Origin of the sequence: Frankia sp. R82, assembly GCF_023716925.1 — a bacterium.
Taxonomy (GTDB): Bacteria; Actinomycetota; Actinomycetes; order Frankiales; family Frankiaceae; genus Frankia.
In genome coordinates, this window is sequence record NZ_JAMQQG010000035.1 from 22,605 (window position 1) to 39,264 (window position 16,660).

Below are 16,660 nucleotides of genomic sequence, written 5' to 3' on the forward strand. Positions count from 1 at the left end.
GCAGGTGGCCGACCGCCGGTCTACCCGGAGCCGACCGCCTGCCCGGCCGCGGGTTCAGCCGGTGCCGCCCGCTGCTGCACCGGTCACGACTCCGGTAACGACTGCGACCCGGCCAGGCACCGCTGCCGCGAGGTTGTCCGTCTGACTGTTCAGCTCGGTGCTCGCGCTGCTTCCTGCGCCGTTGTTCGTGCCGCCACCAACACCGCCGTTCGTGCCGTTCATCAGCTGGCCTCGTCGAAGGTGATCGCCCCCCGCAGAAGTCGGCCGGCCTCGAGGTCGGCATAGCCCTCGTTCACCTGGTCGAGGGTGTACGTCCTGGTGATCAGTTCGTCGATCTTGAGGATGCCGGCCTTGTACAGGTCGAGCAGCCGGGGGATCGCCACCCGAGGGCTCTGCGAGCCGTAGAGGCAGCCGCGGATCTGCTTGTTCGACATCGCGAACGTGAACAGGTCGAGGTCAGCCACCTTCTGCCCGAACGGCGCCACCGACGTCACCACACAGGTCCCGTCCTTGCCGGTCAGGGCGAGCGCGGGCTGCAGCAGTTCGGAGGTCATCACCGAGAACGCGCAGATCACCGACTGACACATGGCGCCGTGGGTCAGGTCGCGAATTGCCTCGGCGGCCTCCTCGGTGGAGGCGAACGCGTGCGTGGCCCCGAAGCGCAGCGCCTGTTCCCGCTTGAACTCCACCGGGTCGACCGCAATGATCAGTCGTGCCCCGGCGATCCGTGCGCCCTGCACGGCGCTGACCCCGATCCCGCCGATTCCCAGGACGGCGACCGCGTCACCGGGTTTCACCTCCGCCCGGTTGACCGCGGAGCCGAATCCGGTGGCGACGCCGCACGAGACCAGCGCGGCGACCGTCCACGGTACGTCCGGGTCGATCTTCACAATGGTCGATTCGGCGAGCAGCTGACGCTCGGAGAACGCGCCGATCTGGGTGTAGCGCGCGACGGCCTCGTCACCGAGGTGGTGTGCGATCCGTCCATCGGTGATCATCCCGACGTTGAACAGCTTGGCGCCGTCGTTGCACAGGAAAGCCCGACCACTAACACAGAAGACGCACCTCCCGCACGACGGGACGAACGACATGGCGACATGGTCGCCCGGGCTGACGGACGTGACACCCGGGCCCACCTCGAGCACCTCGCCGGCACCCTCGTGTCCGCAGATCATCGGGAAGTGCGGCATCGGCATCGCGCCGGAGCGCGCATGCTCGTCCGAATGGCACAGGCCGCAGGCCCGCACATCGATCAGAACCTCGCCTTCCCGGGGTTCGTCGATCTCGACAGTCTCGATCTTGAAGTCCTGGCCGGGGCCGAACAGCAGAGCCGCTCGCGAGCTGACCATGAGAAGCCGCCTTTCGTGCGTCCGGCAGGCGTCCGCAGCCGGGCGATCGACCTTGAGTAGGGCGAGACAACCATGCCATAGTGTGTCGTCGTGAGACAGTCCTGCCGACAAGGGCGACGTTTGCTCCGGCTGGAGTCGGCAGGTGTGGCACACCCCGCAGGAGCCACCTTGGCGACATGTTCATCGGGCTCCCCGGTGCGATCCGAGGTCGCCGTACAACCATGACGCGATACCGACCGATCCCAGCACGATGAGTCAACCCGACAGCGACGTGGCGCTGCCCGACGACGTACGGTTGCCGCGCGATGCGTCGACGCGCGCGCGGAGTGGGCGGCGGCAGCAGGGTTGGTGGGGTAGCGAGAGCGCGCTGCTCGATGATGCCGAGGCGCGCCGACGCCTGATCGCCGCGGCAGGCCGGTGCGTGGTCAGGCGTGGCTCGAGCCGAATTCGGATCGAGGAGGTCGCTGTTGAGGCGGGCGTCTCCCGATCCACCGTGTATCGATACTTTCATACCCGGGACGACCTCATTCTTGCCGTCCTGCTCGATCGGGTCGACACCGGTATGGACGCGGGGCTGGATTCCCAGCCCGACCCGGATGACGCCCGCATCACCCTCGTTGAGATGCTCGTGCGGGGAGCCAGTCTCATCGACAGCGACGCTCTCACCGAGGCGCTGTTCGCAGCAGGTGGCCGGGCAAGCGTCGACTCCCTGCCCTTGGCCGCGGAGCCGATCGTCGAGGCGGTCTATCGGCGCATGCAACCTCTCCTGCAGCGCTGGCAGAGCAGCGGGCAACTGCACGCCGATCTTGACCTGTGGGAGGCCGTGCGCTGGCTGATCTCCGCCGGCGGCGCCATGATGACCCCGCCCTGGTCCGCTCGCAGCCTGTCCGACAAGCGCCTGTTCGCCGAGAGATATCTGATCCGTGCGCTGGTTCAGACGCCGGCATCGTGCCCGCCCACATCCGCACCCGAGCCGAGGCCCGGACCTGCGTCCAGTGCCGTGCCGGACTCCTAGCCCGGCCTCGAGCCTGCCTCCCGGCAGGAGCCCCAATCTGGGCCGACGCCTGTGGACCACACCGGCCAGTCTCTTTGCCCACTGCTTACCTGCCTCTCAGCCGCCTGTCGGTTCAGCCGTTCCCCGGTGCTGTGAGCACGTCGGCGATGTGCGGTGGTGGGAAGACGCCGAGCAGGTACCGATCGGGCCGGACCACGGCGACACGAGGCAGCCCGCGCCGCCCCCTCATTCGTAGCACCGTGGCGTCGAGATCCATGACAACCGGACAACCGGACGGCCGATGCTGATGGCGGCGACCTGCCGAACCGGGTTCTCTGACCCAGAGAACAACCCCGCCTCGACGTTCGATCCAGGTCCAGGCCTGTGGCGGCAGCGCCTCGCCGGGATCAACACCGAGCCCGAGTAGCGCCCAGGAAGGTCCGAGAACATCGTCCAGCCGGCAGGTTTCGCCAGCCGCGGTCCGGATCTGTGGGTTGGGTAGTACCGATCCAGCCCAACGGCCCCCGCCGTGTCCGCGTGGCGCTCGCATGGCTTTCGGGAGTCTGGTCCGTGGACGTGCGGCACCGGAACGCAGCGCGTGGCCGAGCCCCGGGGCACGGGACGCGGTGCGGAGCCCGGCCCGTAGCGCAGCTGCCCGGACCGGGCTCGTCGTCTGCACGATCCGACCGGCCCGGATGGCCCGAGTGGTGATCGCTTCCACCTGGGGACGTCGCTCCAGCTCGTACTCGTCGAGCGAACACGGTTCGCGTAGCCCCGCAAGGACCTCGGTCAACCGCCAGGCCAGCGCGGCCGCGTCCCGGATGCCCGATGCCAGGCCCTGGCCGGCGAACGGTGGCATCATGTGCGCCGCATCGCCTGCGAGCAGGACCCGGCTCACCCGCCAGCGGTCAGCTATCCGGGCGTGGAAGGTATAGACCGTGGCTCGCTCGATCGTCACCGTGCTCGGGTCGATCCAAGATTCGAGCAACCTCGTGACGGTTTCCGCGCGGACCATCTGATCAGGGTCTTCGCCAGGGAGCACCATCCATTCCCAGCGGTGGCCGCCGGGCATTGGCATCGTTACCCCAGGCCTGCGCGGATCGAGGACGAAGGCGAGGTCACTGGGCACGCACAGCGGCGCAGCCGAGCGTGTGTCGACAACGAGCCAGGGCTGACTGAAGGTCCTGCCCGGGAAATCGGCTCTGATCAGCGAGCGCACGGTGCTGCCCGCGCCGTCGCATCCGATCACCCAACGAGCCTGGACGGCGCTACCGTCATCCATACCGGCCGTAACCTCATCAGGACCCTCGTCGATCGTGCGTAGGCCAACTCCGAGCTGGACGCTTACCGATGGCAGCGTGGCGATGCCGGCTCGCAGGGCACGTTCAACCGAGGGCTGGTGCAGGAACGCGCCGACCGGGACGCCGAGCTCGGCTCGGCCCTGCCCTGCGGCGAGCAGTAGCCGCCGATCCGGGCCGAGGAAGGTAGCGCGGGTCGATGGGGAAACGTCGGAGAGCATTCCGGCCATCCCGGGGAGCTGGACAAGTAGTCGCAGCACCTCATCGTCCAGGCCGGCGGCGCGAGGACGGGGGAAGGGAGATGACGCCCGGTCCACGACATGCACCGATACCCCCCGTGTCCCAAGCAGCGCCGTAAGCACCGCGCCCACCGGACCGAAGCCGACCACCAGCACATCCACAGTCATCCTGCATCCCCTCTCCTCTTCTACGAAGCGTAGAACTTTGGTGTCGGTGTCGCCAGGACTTTCCGTTCGTTGACTGTGACTGTCGGAGAGGGTGGTCGACGGTCTGGTGGCCAGGCCCTCCCATCTTCGGGATCGTGGCGGCGTGGGCTCCTCCGCGTGGGCCCAGTTGCGGTTGCCGGATCTGCGCGGATCCATACGCCGCAGCGCACCCGACTGATCGTGGGCTGCATCGTGGCTGGTCGAGTCGGCCCACGTGCAGTTGTGTTCTCCCGAGAGAAGGAGGTGCGGCGTGCTGCCGGTCGAACTTCCCGGGTTGGCTGGTGTAGACCAGATTCGTTTCTCCTTTGAACTTTCGGGAAAATCGGGAAATCCGCCGGTGTGCGGCTGGAAAAGTGATTTTTTTCTCGAGCCCACAAGAAGGTAAAAGGTCGACCTCTCCGAGGATCTGCCGCTGTGGTCGGCGAGATGGGAGGAGTCCCGGAATTTGGCCTTTCTCCCAGGGTGACCTCAATCTACCACGCGCCTGCGGTTCGGGGAAGGTGGCAGTACTACTTGGCCATTGGAATCGTGGGCAGGGCTGGTGGGTGCCGTTTCCTCGAGCGTGGGGCCCGCTGACTTCGGGTGCTGGAGTGGGTTCGGGGGCGGAGGTGGATGGCGCACGCTCGGCGATATGGTCGCTGGAAGGGGTCTTGGATCGTACACAAGCCAGATTTGTCGGGACGCCCTTGCCTCGTTGGCGAAGATGAACTAGTGTTCAAACATGTGTTCGATTCGATGATTCGGGGTGGCCTTGGGTTTATCTGGTCTTCTGTGGGGTGCCTTGTCGGCGATGGCGGGTCTCGTCAGGAGGTGTGTCGTGGTTGGTGTCCTGAACTTCGAAGATGTGGCGGCGTCGCGCGTTTTTATCGGCGACGGAGAGACCGATGGCCAGATGGGAATAGATAACGTCGATCTGCTGGAGCTGGCGGAGATCGACGGATGTCGCATCGCGGATATGGCGCCAGGTCGATGCCTGGATGTCGACAGTGAAATTGCCCGGGTAATTGCGAAGTGGCAGGCGGTACGGCTGCTGGTACGGGCTCAGTTTGCCCGGGGTCGGCCCGTCGAGCCTGACGGTCGGGCGGCTGAATCGTATAAGCGGAAAAAGGCAAGAGGATTGGAGGGCAAGAATCAGTCCGATGGCTCGGAGCGAAACTATGCCGAGTTCGCCGGCGATGAGCTGTCTCTTGCGGCGAAGGTCTCCGCGGTTGAAGGAAGCAAGCAGCTGGCCTTGGCAGAGCGAAGTGTGCGTCGTATGCCCTGTGCCGTGATCGCGCTCGGTGCGGGCGTCCTGGATCTGGGGCGACTGGAAGCCATTGATCATCTGACGGTGAATCTCACGGACAGCCAGGTCGGCGAGGTGGTTGGTCCGGTGCTCGACAACGGTGGCGGTCGCCCCACGCACAAGGCCTTCCGTACGGCGATTCATCGTCGGATCGCGAAAATTGATCCCGACGGTGTTGAGCGGCGACGCAAGAAGGCCGCGGAGGCGCGGGACGTCGCGCTGACGGCGGAGTCGGACGGGATGGGCCGGCTGTCCGCGATGCTCCCCGCGGATCGGGCGTTGGCTGCTTTTAAGCGGATTGATGCGATCGCGAGGGGAATGGGTCGCCAAGGGGAGGGGTGTGGTATTGGTCAGCGTCGCGCCGATGTCCTCTACGATCTTCTGATGGGGTGCGACAAGGGTCATGTGAGTGTCGAGATGCAGGTAATAGTCCCTTTCGAGACGCTGATGGGGCTCGCCGACAGGCCGGGCGAAGTCCCAGGATTCGGTCCGATTCCTGCCGGGATTGTTCATGAGATGGCCGCCGACCCGCGCTGTACCTGGCGGCGCATCCTTGCGTCCCGCGAAAAGGGGCAGGTCCTCGACGTGGGTGATCGCCGATTCCCTTCCGCCCCGCTTGCTCGATATGTTCGTGCCCGCAACACGACATGCGTATTTCCTACCTGTGACATGCCGGCAACGATTTGCGATCTTGATCATACTAGGGCTCATTCCCATGGCGGCCGTACGCAGAGTAGCAATCTCGGTCCGAAGTGTCGGCGGCATCATCGCCTGAAGCACATGGCTGACCGGGTTCCCGTCGGCGTGAGTAACGGTTGGACTCTCGGCCAGCCGGAGTCGGGGCACTTTGTCTGGACGACGCCCGAGGATCGGGTGTATCACGTGTATCCGGAGAAGTATGCGGAGTTCTGAAGAGGAGCGTGACGCAGTGCCCCGGACCGCTGTCGCTGTCAGGCATGTACCGTTCGAGGATCTGGGAATTCTCGGCCCGTTGCTGAGTCGGCGGGGTTATCAGGTGCGGTATCTGGACGCGGGTATCGATGCGGTGTCGACGTCGTCGATCATCGAGGCGGATCTGCTCGTGGTGCTCGGTGGCCCGATCGGTGTGGCCGATGCGGCGAGGTATCCGTTTCTCGACGATGAGGTCCAGGCTCTCAAGGGCCGGCTGGAGCTGGGGCTTCCCACCCTCGGGGTGTGTCTGGGAGCGCAGCTGGTCGCCCGAGCGCTGGGAGCCGAGGTCACATCGACTGGTCGAGTGGAGATCGGGTATGCGCCATTGACCTTGACGCCAGCGGGGCAGGAATCCGCGCTCGGTGTGCTCGGAGACATACCGGTCCTGCACTGGCACGGCGACCAGTTCACTACCCCGGCAGGTGCGACCCGTCTTGCTGAGACGCCAGGTTTTCCTGACCAGGCCTTTGCGTGGGGGAGCGCTGTCCTGGGGCTGCAGTTCCACATCGAGGCGGACCACGGCCAGATCGAGCGGTGGCTGATTGGACATGCCCACGAGCTCGCCACGCACCGGTTGGATCCACGCCTGCTGCGGGCCGACGCGCGTAGACACGGTCCGGCTCTCGCGGCTCGATCCCGGTTGGTGTTCGATGCCTGGCTCGACCAGGTGGCCTGATGCCTCCGACCGATCCTGCGGGCGGAGGCGTTTTCCTTCGGGCCGCTCGGGCGGAGCATCCTGCGGGTACGTGTGGCGGAGCGACGGACGGTGCAGGCCAGCCGGGCAGGACGGGAGGCATGGATTGATGCGTTCAGGGTGCGGTGGTCGTGCTGCTGCGACGGGCGTTGTAGACGACCACGTCGTTGCGGTTGCCGTATTCGGCAAAGACCGCGAGTGCCTCGTCACGCAGGATGTCGGTGCGTACGGTGATGCCACGGTGCTCGAACTGCTGGGCCCAGTCGTCGCGCATCGGACCCTCATCGAAACCAGTGAGCGTCTCGACCTCGTTGCCCTCGCCGGCGATGGTGAGTGCCTGGACTCCGGACCACATGACGGCGCCGTAGCACATGACGCAGGGGCGCCAGTTAACCACGAGTTCGATAGGTCTGCCTGCGGCGCTGAGGTCCCACGATCCGAGTCGGGTCTGGGCGAAGGAGAGTGCTGTGACCTCGGCGTGCATCGTGGACAGGCCGGTGGCGAGAACGAGATTCACCCCGGCGGCATGGATCTGCCCGGTGGTCGGGTCGGCGACCACGGCTGCAAACGGCCCGCCGCTTCCCTCGAGGTGATTGCGGGCGGCAAGCCGCAGGGCGAGGCGCATCCGGTCCTCGACGTCAGGAAGCACGGTGCCGGCGGCCCGGACCTCGTCGTCGACCCAGGGGGGCAGCACGATGTCGAGGGCGGCGACCAGGCCGGCTCCGGCTGGTGCGAGCGGTTCGGTGGGATGGGAGGTCGTCATACGCGGGAAGTCCTTCGTCGGTTGGATGTGAACCGAGTGATGGATCGATGGATTGGCGGAAAGGTTCGGCTGGCGGGAGGAGCCGGTCAGGCGGTGAAGAAGTGAGACAGACCCATGGCGCGCAGACCGCGTCGGTAGGCGACGGAGCTGCGGTCCGCGGGAATGTTGACCTCGAGGCGTGGGTCGAGGGGAAGGTTCTCGGGGCGCTGTGCCTCGACGATGGTTCGGTCTTCGGCGAAGATCCGCAGGTTGAAGTCATAAATGTCTTGATCGGGCTGGTCGGTGGCGAAGTTCTTGGCGATCGGCGCGAACATTCTGGTCCGGCGGGCGGAGACCGGGGAGGCGGCGTTCATGATCGAGAGTCGGCCGTGGTCGGGAAAGTGCACGACGAGGGTTGCCGTGAACGGCAGGTGGGTGTCAAAGCGGCGCAGCCAGCGGAACCCGGGCGGCGCGGTGAGCCCGCTGCCGCAGGGAAAGTTGGCGACTGTGCTCCAGTAGTCGGCGGTGAAGCCGTGGGCGGTGGGGGTCGGCGTGTACTCGGGGACTTCGGTGTTGTCCGGGTCGGCGAAGGTGTCGGTGTGGACGAAGGCGAAGTGCGCGACGTCCAGGAAACCTTCGAGCTGGCGGCCGGCGAATGCGGCCAGGTCGAAACCGGGACAGGTCACACGTTGGAAACCCGGGTCGTTCCAGTGCGGCATGTGCGGGATGGAGGGGGAGGCACCCGGGGAGATCTGGTCCGGGTCGGGACGCAGGCAGGTCCAGATCAACCCGTAGCGTTCCTCGGCCGGACAGGTGGCCAGGGCCATCCGGGCCGGGATCTTCGCCTGCGGATGCGCGGGAATCGCCACGCAGGCACCGTCGGCGCCGAATCGCAGTCCGTGGTAGGCGCAGGCGACGGTCTGACCGTCACCCACGCCCATGCTCAGCGGGACCCCGCGGTGCGGGCACAGATCACGGGCGACGACCACCTGATCGCCGGCTCGGTAGACAACCAGCTGCTCGTCGAGCAGGCGTACCGCGACCGGCTGGTCGCGAATGTCCCGGGAGAGCGCGACCGGGTACCAGTGTCGGGCGAGGATCGCCCAGTCGCCCGGGTCGAAGGAGCAACCCTGAGGCGGTGCTGCGGTCGTGGTGTGGGTGTCGGGCATCGGGACCTCGAGAGGGCGTGGGCGCGTGCCGGGACGCGCAGGCGGAGAACGGCCATCGTGGCTTGGCTACCGGGTCCGGACGAATCTGTCACGGTGCAGGGGCCGGCGGCCTGTGGATGGCCCCGTTCGGGACGGGCGCGGGTGGTGGCGTCAGGCGCCGTGAGCGATCTGCCCGCGGACCCAGGCGTGCCGGTGGACCTGCCGGCGTACGTCGAGGTGGCGATTGCCGTTCATCTGCGGCACACCTCCCGCGTCCCTCGTCGCTGCTCGTCCCTCGTCGCTGCGGTCTCCTGCCGGTGCTGCGGCAGACCTACTCACTGTCCATCGACCCGATTACGGGCCGGTGGCGGCCATCGAACATCGGCGTGTCGGCCGTCGGCATGCCGAACGTCGGTGTGCCAGGCGTCGGTGTGCCAGCCACTGGTGGGTCTATGTCGTGTCGCTGGGCGAAAAGGTCATCGCGGAAATGGCGGGTACAGCCGGCGTGAAACGCGCAGCTGGCCCTGCGGGAACATTGGGAGCGGTGGGCTGGGACAGGGCATCGGGCAGGTCGGCGGTCGGGAGCGTTCAGGACATCGAGAGAGCAATCTTGAACTGGCCAGGACGGGGGGCGAGGGCGGTCTCGAACGCCCGTTGCGCGTCGTCAGCGGCGAACACGGTGCTCACGTAGGCCTCACGCAGCCGGGGATGCTCGGCAAGGTACGCATCGGCGGCAGCGAGAACCCGTCGGCGTTCGATGGTGGCGCCCGAGCGCAGTGTGAGGTTCTTGCGCAGCAGCATCATCATGTCCATGGGATAGATCTGGTCGTCCGGTACACCGAAGTAGAAGATCTGGCCGCCGAAGGCCACGGCGGCAAGGCACGAGGCCAGGGTCGTGACCTGGTGGCCGACCGCCTCGATGACGACGGACGGCCGATCGGCGTCGCCGAGGTGTCGAACCCAGCCCTCGGCGCTTGCGGTCACCGCTTCGTCCACGCCGAAGATCGTGGCGGTCGCGGTTCGGTCGACGCGGTCGACGCCCACGACGGAGGCGGCGCCACGGGTCTTCAGGACGTGACTGAACAGCAGGCCGATCGGGCCCTGCCCGATCACGGCCGCGCACTGGCCGCGGATGTCACCGAGTTGCTCCACGGCGTAGAGCACGCAGGCCAATGGCTGAAGCATGACCGCGGTGGTCGGTGGCAGCGACGGATCGTAGCCGGCGAGGCCTTCACCGGCGGTGACAACGAGCTCGGCAATCGCATCGAAGCGGGACGCCCAGCCGACCACCCGGTCGCCGCGAGCATGCGCCGGATGGCACGATGCGGCCACCCGGCCGACCACCTCGTGCAGGGGAAAGCCCGGGGCCCGCACGACGGAACCGCCGCGGTCGTGCGGGTGGGCAAAATACTTCCCGCGGACGTAGGGCAGGTCGCTGCCGCAGATTCCGCCTGCCTCCGTTTCGAGCAGCACCTCTCCAGGCGCCAGTGTGGCGGCGGACGGCGGGTCGACGTCGCATCGTTCGAAGATCGACGGTGCGGTGAGCATCTGCGCCCACATGACTGTCCCCTCCGTCCCATCGCCGCAGGCTGGTCGCTGCGGAGAAACCTGATAATGACGCGTGTTCAGGAGGTGTGTCATGCCGCTGTACGGACTGCGCGCGCGGGTGCGCGCGGACATCGTGGTCGCCACGACCATTGGAACGGCCTCGCCGGCGGTCGTCGAACGGCTGGCGGCCTCGCCGTTTCCCGCGCTGTTGCTCGATGCCGAACACGGTCCGTACGGCATCGGCGAGCTCGACGGGGCACTGCGGGCAGCGGCTGTGCACCGCCGACCCGCACTGGTGCGGGTACCGGAGCTCGGCTCCTACGTCGGTCGGGTTCTTGACCATGGCGCTGCGGGGGTGGTGGTGCCACGAATCGAGACGGTGGAGCAGGCGCGGGAGGTGGTGGGACGGGCGCGGTATGCCCCCGATGGATTCCGTGGGACCGGACCCGGGCGGGCTGCCAGCGGGATGGGGTTTGCCGACTATCTCGCCACCGCCAACGACGACGTGCTCGTTGCGATCCAGCTCGAGACCCAGCGTGGCCTCGAGAACGCGGATGCCATCCTCGCCGTGGCGGGTATCGATGCTGTGGTGATCGGCCCGATCGATCTGTCGGTATCCCTCGGCGTCGAGGTGAACTCGCCCGAGCACCGTGCCGCCGTTCTGAAGATCTTCGTGGCGGCAGACCGGCATGGAGTGGCCCGTGGCGCGTTCGCGATGGCCTCCGGCGACCCGGCCCGCTATCTGGCCGACGGGGTTCGGTTGCTGTTCACCGGCTCGGACAGTGCCTACCTGCGCCAGGGCGCCGCCGCCGCATGGGCGGAGGTCGAGCGGCACCTACCGAGCCGGCCGGAGGATGCCTCGTTCAGGACCGATACCGCGCCTGGGCGGCCAGCAGGATCGTCGGTGGCATCGGGATGACCGGATACGGCTCCCGGAGTCACGACAGCTGGTCGACGAAGTGGATGATCGCGCACAGCACAGCACAGCACAGCACAGCACAGCACAGCACAGCACGGTGGCGGTGGCGGGCGGTGTCGGGATCGGGCGCGACGTTGGGCCAGGTGTGCGGCAGGCCTGGCCGGATGCGGGTCGTCACAGGTGCCCGGGCCTGTGCCAACGCGGAAACCATCGTGATCGTGTCGTCCAGCAGGACCTCGTCGGAGCTCGCGAACAACAGCGTCGGAGGGAAGGTCGCCAGCTCGGCGAGCACGGGCGACACCAACGGGTCGTCCGGATCGTGGCCCTGGAGGTACTGGTCGGCGGCCTCGCGGGCGGACTCGAGCGAGAACAACTGGTCGACGGCGGCCCGGAATTCGGTGCGGCAGCCCTTCGGCGGGAGATCGACGAAGTGCGCCAGGTCGCCGAGCGGCGTGGCGACAGCCGGGAGCCACTCGGCCGGCGGTCGTGGCGGTCGTCGGCCTGCGCGTGTACATCGGTTCGTTCGCGATCGGGCTGGGCCCGATGTTCTGGCTGCCGATCTCCGAAATCTACCCGCTGCGTTTCCGCGGCACGGCGATGGCTGTTACCGGCATCGCGAACCGGCTGGCGAACTTCGTCGTGGCGATCAGCTATCTGACCCTGCTGTCTTTCATCGGACGCTCCGCCGCTTTCTTTCTCTATGTGGGGATAGCCGTTGCCTCGCTGGCCTTCATGTGGCTGCGCGTCCCGGAGACCCGCCGCTGGTCCCTGCCGGAGATCGAGGCCGAACTGAACATGCCGCCGGCTGCCGTCGCGGGCCGCCGCAATCTCGACGGTCCCGGCGATCCTGACCCGAACGTGAGGGCCCAGCCACCTGCCGGTGTCCATTGTCGCGCGCGCTGACGGCCGACAAGGGGCGGCAACAGCCCACATCGGTGTGCGGAAAGGAAGCTTCCCGGCCATCGTGATCTGCTGGCCGGGAAGCTTCGATTTCCGATCCGGTCATCCGGGTCGCGCCGGTTCCGGCGATGCCATTTCGCCCGCACGGTCGTGTCCTTGACATTTGCGCAGCATTTTACGCATTCCTTCGTTGTGTTGTTCCGGTGCCGCCCCTCGTGGGTTATGTTTTTGCCGCACCACCCCACTGGAATAGCGACCAAGAAATGAAGGAGATCGGAATGGCGCAGGCCGAGCAGGAGCAGCAGCGGCAGCAGGTCGAGCAGCAGCTGCGGCAGAACTGGCGGCAGGTTCGTTACAACATCCTTGACCAGTTCGGTCAGGTCAGCACCGCCGACCTCGACGCGGCGACTGACATCAATGACCTCATTGCCCGGATTGCGGACAAGGCGAACCACAGCGAGCGTTACGTGGAGAACCGTCTGCGCGAGCTGGTCGGCGTCGGCGTTGGAGTTGGCATCGGTCGTAACAACCTCGGCAACGACCGCATCAACGCCGGTCAGCAGAACCGTCCGTTCGGCGCTCAGTGATTCACCCGGAAGTCGGCCCGTCTGACCTGGAAGCAACGTAGCTTCCCGGTTGGTTCCCGGCTTCCGGTGCAGATGTGACGCGGCTGCCCCGGTCTGCTCGTCCCGTCGTGGGCGGCAGCCGGGGCAGCTGTACACGTCACCCCAACGGCTACCCGGCCGTGGTGGCCACCGCCCCGGCCTGCGTTTCGGCCTGTGCCTCTACTCCCGCCCGGGCCAGCGACGCCACGATGGCGCGCCACCGCTCGGCCGTCTGGTCAAGCACCTGGATGTCGAAGCTTGTGGCGGCCCGAAACTCCAGGACCTCCACCCCCTGCGGGCCGGCCTCGTAGGCATAGGGCACCCCGGCCCGGATGAAGAAGCCGTCGCCGGCACCGAGGCGCCGAGCGCCCATAATCGCCTCGCCCGAGATGACATAATACAGGCAGTCTACGGAGTGTGTGTGCCGCGGCAGTCGAAATCCCGCGTCGAAGGTCACGTGCACGAGGCTGAACCCATCCGGCCCCGAGCCCTTGAATAAGACGGAGAGCCTGCTGGCCTTCGAATATGGTTCCAGGTCGATCTCGGCGAACGCTGCCGGGTCGATGACCGCGGGTTCCATCATCCCGTCTTCATCGAGGGACGGCGCATCCGCCGCGGTGAAGAACACCATCTTTCGGGTTTCCTGAGAACCTGTCACGAATCCTCCTGGTGACCTGTCGTTGACCACCCGTGGTTGCGCTTCCGTGGGGTGGAACGACGGCAAAACGGCTGATGTCCTTGACATTGCGGCATGTTCCGGAGACAGTCAAGATGTCTTTTTGTCCGGCTTTGTCGATTACGGGAGTTTATGGGGGAGGCGGAGGCCCGGTATGGTCATCTGACCATGCCTGAAGGTCACACTGTGCACCGGCTTGCTGCCACGCACCTGCAGATGTTCCACGGCCGCCCGGTGCGGGCGACGAGTCCGCAGGGCCGCTTCGCCGCGGGCGCGCATCGCCTGGACGGGCAGGTCCTCACCGGCGCCGAGGCGCTCGGCAAGCATCTACTGCTTGGATTCGGCGGACCCGCCACCGACGTCGGCGGTGCTGCTGGTCCCGGCGGCACGGGAGCAGCCCGAGCCGGTGGAATCGGTGAGTCGGCGCTCGTCCTGCACGTACATCTCGGGATCTACGGCACCTGGTCGTGGGGGACGGGGCCCGCCCCGGCACCCATCGGAGCGGTCCGGCTACGTCTGGCGACCGCCGCTGCCTGGTATGCGGATCTGCGCGGGCCCAATGCCTGTGGGCTGCTGGAACCGGGCGAAGTGAAGTCTCTGCGGGACCGACTCGGTCCGGATCCGCTGCGCCCCGACGCCGACCCGGACCGGGCGTACCGGCGGATCGTGCGCAGCCGCACCCCGATCGCCACCCTGCTCATGGACCAGTCGGTGGTTGCTGGGCCGGGCAACATCTACCGGGCCGAGGTGCTGTTCCGGGCCGGGGTGCCGCCGCTGCTGGCGGGGCGGGACGTCACGCCGGCGCTGTGGGCGGCGATCTGGACGGATCTGGTCGTACTGATGGCCGACGGCGTGCGCACCGGACGCATCGACACCGTCCGCGCGCAGCACACCCCGGAGGCGATGGGACGTTCGCCGCGGGTCGACGACCACGGCGGCGAGGTGTACGTCTACCGCCGCGCGGGCCAGCCCTGTCTGGTGTGCGGCACCGAGGTACGCACGCAGCAGCTCGCCGGCCGCAACCTGTTCTGGTGCCCCGGCTGCCAGTCGTCCCCGGCCGTCCGCTGAGTCCTGGCGACTGCTGAGTCCTGACTACTGCTGAGTCCTGGCGACCGAGGTCAGCGCGGCTCTATGATCGTTTGTTGCCAGCGGCTGATCTGCTCGTCGGTGGCGCCGTGCGCGGTGAGGTATCCGGCCACCCCGCCCTCGGCAGCCTCGACGACGTCCAGGACGGCGTCGATCGCCTGTGGGTCGATCGTGAACGGGGTTTTCGGCGGGGTGCCGGCACCTCCGGCTGTTCCGTCGTCCTCGGTGCCGGTACCTGCGTCGACGCCCGCGGCCAGGGCGCGGTCCTTCAGGTGCTGGTAGACCGGGCGCTGGGCCAGCGCGGCTCGGACGCGGTCGATCCGCTCACCGGTGGCCAGGTAGTCGGCGCGGATCGCCGCCCGGTCGACGCCGGCCAGCGCCAGCAGGACGGCGACGGTGATGCCGGTGCGGTCCTTGCCCGCGGCGCAGTGCACCAACGTCGGGGTGTGCTCGCCGTCGACGAGGAATGCGAGGATGCGGACGATTCCAGGCCCGGCGTTGTCGAGCATCAGGGCGTACATCGTCGAGTAGTCGCCGCGGACCTGGTCGCGCAGGGCCTCGGTGTTGGACAGCGCGGTCAGGTCGACGAGCGGCTCGTGCAGCCAGGTGATGCCGAGCTGCGGGAACCACTCGGCGGCCTGCGGGCCCTCGAAGGGTGCGCGCAGGTCGACGACTCCGCGCAGGCCGACGTCTTCGCGCAGCACGTCGATGTCAGCGGTGGTCAGCTCGTCGAGGTTGTCGCCGCGCAGCAGCACGCGACGGCGCACGGTGCCACCCGCGGCCGGAAGGCCACCGAGATCACGGACGTTGTGCGCGCCGACCAGGTCAACCCAACCAGGCACATGCTGCGCAGCGGTCACATGCCAGGACGATAGCTCCTGTGGTCCGGACCGGGGCAGCCGAGCCGCGCCGAGCCGCGCCGAGCCGCGCCTGGTCGGTCGAGGCAAGCCTGGTCGGTCGAGGCAGGCGTGGTCAGTCGAGGCGGACGAGGGTGCGCCGGGCGGCGTCGGCGACGATCCGGGTGCCGTCCGGCAGGATGGCGATGCCCCGGACGTCCCGGGAGCTGCCCGGGGCGCCGGCGACCCGGACAAGCCACAGGTCCGGGGTGATGCGGTAGATCTCCTGATCGGTGATGTCCAGCAGGTGGCAGGTGCCGTCGGCGGATACGGCGAGCTCCTGCGGGCGGTGCAGCACCGCGGCCAGGGCGGGCATCCCGTCGGCCAGTCCACCCGGCAGTCGGGCGCGGCGGCCGGGGAACGTGCCGGCGAGGGTGGTGATCCGGCCGCCGGCGTCGATCCGGCGGACCCGCCCGTTGCCGGTGTCGGCGAGATAGAGCGCCCCGGCCGGGCCGAGGGCGAGGCCGTGCGGCTCGTGCAGTTCGGCGAGGACGGCCGGACCGCCGTCCCCGCTCATCCCGGCCCGGGTGGTGCCGGCGTGGCGGGTGATCGTTCCGTCGGCGGTGCGGCGCAGGATGCGGTGGTTGCCGGTGTCGGCGACGAACAGCGTGCCCGCGGCGTCGACGGCCAGGCCTCGCGGATGCGCCAGTGGCGGCCCGTCGGCGAGCCCGCCGGAACCACCGAGGACGGTGGTGATGACGCCGTCCGGGGTGACCTGGCGGATGCGGTTGTTGAACGTGTCGGCGATGTGGAGCTCGCCGTGCGGGCCGACGGCGACGGCGCGGGGGCTGTCGAGGGCCGCCAGGTGTGCCGGGCCGCCGTCGCCGGTGAATCCGCTGCCGTCGCGGCCGGCGACCAGGACGATCTGCCCCCGCGGCCCGATGCGCACGATCCGGTGGCGCACCGTCTGTGCCACGTACACCGTGGCGTCCGCGGCGACGGCGATCCCGCCTGGATCGTCCAGCCGCAGGTCGGGGTGCGGGTAGCCGGTGTGCGAGGCCGGCTGCTGGGCCCCGCGCCCGGCCCCCCCGCTCCGCACCCCTACGCCGGTTTCATAATAACAAATGAAGCAGCCGACCAAGCATGGCATGTGTAGATATAGGTGGTCGCGCTTTCATTAAAA

Annotated in this window: 17 protein-coding genes; 7 read left to right on the plus strand and 10 right to left on the minus strand. The window is 67.8% G+C overall.

Going from position 1 to position 16,660, the window contains the following annotated elements:
- Window positions 1-54: 54 nt before the first annotated feature.
- Window positions 55-222, minus strand: coding sequence for a hypothetical protein (locus ND747_RS09400; protein ID WP_251733107.1), 168 nt, complete (start codon window positions 220-222; stop codon window positions 55-57).
- A complete protein-coding gene (locus ND747_RS09405) occupies window positions 222-1,349 on the minus strand; it encodes an NDMA-dependent alcohol dehydrogenase (protein ID WP_251733108.1) in 1,128 nt (375 codons plus the stop codon). Before ND747_RS09405 ends, ND747_RS09400 begins: the two co-directional genes overlap by 1 nt.
- Window positions 1,350-1,599: 250 nt before the next feature.
- Here ND747_RS09405 and ND747_RS09410 point away from each other — a divergent pair, with 250 nt between their 5' ends.
- On the plus strand, window positions 1,600-2,364 hold the full coding sequence (locus ND747_RS09410; RefSeq protein ID WP_251733109.1) for a TetR/AcrR family transcriptional regulator: 765 nt from the start codon (window positions 1,600-1,602) through the stop codon (window positions 2,362-2,364).
- 112 nt (window positions 2,365-2,476) lie between these two features.
- Here the strand turns inward: ND747_RS09410 and ND747_RS09415 are convergent, their stop codons facing one another.
- Window positions 2,477-4,048 carry a bifunctional 3-(3-hydroxy-phenyl)propionate/3-hydroxycinnamic acid hydroxylase gene (locus ND747_RS09415; RefSeq protein WP_251733110.1) on the minus strand — a complete coding sequence of 524 codons (1,572 nt, stop codon included), beginning with the start codon at window positions 4,046-4,048 and terminating at the stop codon, window positions 2,477-2,479.
- Window positions 4,049-4,904: 856 nt separating this feature from the next.
- Between ND747_RS09415 and ND747_RS09420 the strand changes: the two genes are divergently transcribed.
- Both ND747_RS09420 and ND747_RS09425 read left to right on the plus strand, forming a co-directional pair.
- Window positions 4,905-6,284, plus strand: a complete 1,380-nt coding sequence (locus ND747_RS09420) for an HNH endonuclease signature motif containing protein (protein ID WP_251733111.1) — start codon at window positions 4,905-4,907, stop codon at window positions 6,282-6,284.
- A 16-nt stretch (window positions 6,285-6,300) separates the two neighbouring features.
- Window positions 6,301-6,999 (plus strand): glutamine amidotransferase, encoded by a 699-nt coding sequence (locus ND747_RS09425; RefSeq protein ID WP_251733112.1) that lies wholly within the window; start codon window positions 6,301-6,303, stop codon window positions 6,997-6,999.
- A gap of 133 nt (window positions 7,000-7,132) precedes the next feature.
- Here the strand turns inward: ND747_RS09425 and ND747_RS09430 are convergent, their stop codons facing one another.
- The 3 genes from ND747_RS09430 to ND747_RS09440 all read right to left on the minus strand — a co-directional run bounded on the left by ND747_RS09430 (window position 7,133) and on the right by ND747_RS09440 (window position 10,467).
- A complete protein-coding gene (locus ND747_RS09430) occupies window positions 7,133-7,780 on the minus strand; it encodes a nucleoside deaminase (RefSeq protein ID WP_251733113.1) in 648 nt (215 codons plus the stop codon).
- Window positions 7,781-7,866: 86 nt separating this feature from the next.
- Window positions 7,867-8,928 carry an aromatic ring-hydroxylating dioxygenase subunit alpha gene (locus ND747_RS09435; RefSeq protein WP_251733114.1) on the minus strand — a complete coding sequence of 354 codons (1,062 nt, stop codon included), beginning with the start codon at window positions 8,926-8,928 and terminating at the stop codon, window positions 7,867-7,869.
- A 567-nt stretch (window positions 8,929-9,495) separates the two neighbouring features.
- The gene (locus ND747_RS09440; RefSeq protein ID WP_251733115.1) at window positions 9,496-10,467 is read right to left on the minus strand and encodes a zinc-binding dehydrogenase; all 972 of its coding nucleotides are present in this window, start codon (window positions 10,465-10,467) and stop codon (window positions 9,496-9,498) included.
- Between the two features lie 79 nt (window positions 10,468-10,546).
- On the opposite strand from ND747_RS09440, the gene ND747_RS09445 reads away from it, so the two are divergent.
- Window positions 10,547-11,374 (plus strand): HpcH/HpaI aldolase/citrate lyase family protein, encoded by an 828-nt coding sequence (locus tag ND747_RS09445; protein WP_251733116.1) that lies wholly within the window; start codon window positions 10,547-10,549, stop codon window positions 11,372-11,374.
- Between the two features lie 19 nt (window positions 11,375-11,393).
- Here ND747_RS09445 and ND747_RS09450 read toward each other — a convergent pair whose 3' ends face one another.
- A complete protein-coding gene (locus ND747_RS09450; RefSeq protein ID WP_251733117.1) occupies window positions 11,394-11,747 on the minus strand; it encodes an alpha/beta hydrolase in 354 nt (117 codons plus the stop codon).
- A gap of 113 nt (window positions 11,748-11,860) precedes the next feature.
- Between ND747_RS09450 and ND747_RS09455 the strand changes: the two genes are divergently transcribed.
- Both ND747_RS09455 and ND747_RS09460 read left to right on the plus strand, forming a co-directional pair.
- A complete protein-coding gene (locus ND747_RS09455) occupies window positions 11,861-12,277 on the plus strand; it encodes an MFS transporter (protein WP_251733118.1) in 417 nt (138 codons plus the stop codon).
- Between the two features lie 275 nt (window positions 12,278-12,552).
- Window positions 12,553-12,861: a hypothetical protein gene (locus ND747_RS09460; protein WP_251733119.1), complete on the plus strand. Its 309-nt coding sequence runs from the start codon at window positions 12,553-12,555 to the stop codon at window positions 12,859-12,861.
- A gap of 148 nt (window positions 12,862-13,009) precedes the next feature.
- On the opposite strand, the gene ND747_RS09465 is transcribed toward ND747_RS09460, so the two are convergent.
- The gene (locus ND747_RS09465; RefSeq protein WP_251733120.1) at window positions 13,010-13,537 is read right to left on the minus strand and encodes a cupin domain-containing protein; all 528 of its coding nucleotides are present in this window, start codon (window positions 13,535-13,537) and stop codon (window positions 13,010-13,012) included.
- A gap of 186 nt (window positions 13,538-13,723) precedes the next feature.
- On the opposite strand from ND747_RS09465, the gene ND747_RS09470 reads away from it, so the two are divergent.
- Complete coding sequence (locus ND747_RS09470; RefSeq protein WP_251733121.1) at window positions 13,724-14,623, plus strand: Fpg/Nei family DNA glycosylase; 900 nt, start codon at window positions 13,724-13,726, stop codon at window positions 14,621-14,623.
- A gap of 50 nt (window positions 14,624-14,673) precedes the next feature.
- On the opposite strand, the gene ND747_RS09475 is transcribed toward ND747_RS09470, so the two are convergent.
- A complete protein-coding gene (locus ND747_RS09475) occupies window positions 14,674-15,501 on the minus strand; it encodes a tyrosine-protein phosphatase (RefSeq protein ID WP_251733122.1) in 828 nt (275 codons plus the stop codon).
- Between the two features lie 112 nt (window positions 15,502-15,613).
- Window positions 15,614-16,576 (minus strand): hypothetical protein, encoded by a 963-nt coding sequence (locus ND747_RS09480; RefSeq protein ID WP_251733123.1) that lies wholly within the window; start codon window positions 16,574-16,576, stop codon window positions 15,614-15,616.
- Window positions 16,577-16,660 lie beyond the last annotated feature (84 nt).